Annotated in this window: 1 protein-coding gene; it reads right to left on the bottom strand. The window is 66.7% G+C overall.

The features are described from left to right. Positions 1 to 57: 57 nt before the first annotated feature. Complete coding sequence (locus ACZ6YG_RS44605; RefSeq protein WP_466021371.1) at positions 58 to 1,296, bottom strand: IS256 family transposase; 1,239 nt, start codon at positions 1,294 to 1,296, stop codon at positions 58 to 60. Positions 1,297 to 1,449: the final 153 nt, after the last annotated feature.

Below are 1,449 nucleotides of genomic sequence, written 5' to 3' on the forward strand. Positions count from 1 at the left end.
GGCCGCGTCCAAGATCGTGGTGTATGAGGTTCAACCACTCTGCGATCTAAATCCTATTTAAGCAGCAATAGCACTATTAGTCACACTTGCATCAGTGGTGTCTGCTTGTGCCTTTCTCTCGGCGGCCTTGCGACAGTCGGCGAGGACTTCCAGGCCGAGGTAGCGCCGGCCTTCGGTCCACTCGTCGTGCTGCTCGGCCAGCACCGCGCCGACCAGCCGGACGATGGCCTCGCGGTGCGGGAAGATGCCGACCACGTCGGTGCGGCGGCGGATCTCCTTGTTCAGCCGCTCCTGCGGGTTGTTCGACCAGATCTGCCGCCACACCGTCTTGGGATAGACGGCGAAGGCCAGGATGTCGTCGCGCGCCTCGTCCAAATGCTCGGCAGCCTTGGGGTACTTGTCCTCCAGTGCCTGGACGACCTGGCGGTGCTGGGCCCGCACCGAGGCGGCGTCGGGCTGCTCGAAGACGGTGCGCAGCATGGTCGACACCCACGGCTGAGCCGCCTTCGGGACGCAGGTCGCCAAATTTCGGGCGTAATGCGCGCGACACCTCTGCCAGGAGGCACCGGGCAGGGTGGAGGCGATCGCATCGCGCAGCCCGGCATGACAGTCGGAGATCACCAGACTGACACCGGACAGACCGCGGGCCACCAGGCCGCGCAAGAACGCCAGCCAGCCGGCCCCGTCCTCGGATGAGACCACGTCGATGCCGAGGATCTCGCGGTGCCCGTCGGCGTTCACCCCCGTCGCCACCAGGGCGTGCACGTTGACCGTGCGCCCGCCCTCTCGCACCTTCTGGGTGAGGGCGTCGATCCACACGAACGTGTACGGCCCGGCATCCAGCGGCCGGTCGCGGAACTCGCTCACCATCTGATCCAGCTCGCGCGCCATCACGCTGACCTGCGATTTCGACAGCCGGGTCACCCCGAGCTGCTCGGCCAGCCGCTCCACCCGCCGGGTCGAGACGCCCAGCAGATAGGAGGTGGCCACCACCGAGGCCAGCGCCCGCTCGGCCCGCCGCTGCCGCTCCAGCAGCCACTCCGGGTAGTACGAGCCGGTCCGCAACTTCGGGATGGCCAGCTCGACGGTCCCCGCGCGGGTGTCCCATTCCCGCCGCCGATACCCGTTGCGCGAGTTCGTCCGTGCCTCGGACACCTCGCCGTAGCCGGCACCGCAGCGCTGCTCGACCTCGGCGTCCATCATCATCTGCGCCATCCGCACCACCATCTCGCGCAGCACATCAGGCGACGCCGTGGCGAGGGTCTCGTCGAACCACTCACCCTCAGCAGGCAGAATGTCTTTAGCGGCCACTTCTCGTTCTCCTTCTTATGCCTTCGACAGCTGTGAAGGATCGCGGAGTGGCCGCCCTCATGTCACATCGATCTTCCCTTACGGGCGCCAAGGTGACGAACGGGTTCAAACCCGTACACCACTCCCGTGGACGCTAAC

This window comes from Nonomuraea sp. NPDC054003, from assembly GCF_055585125.1.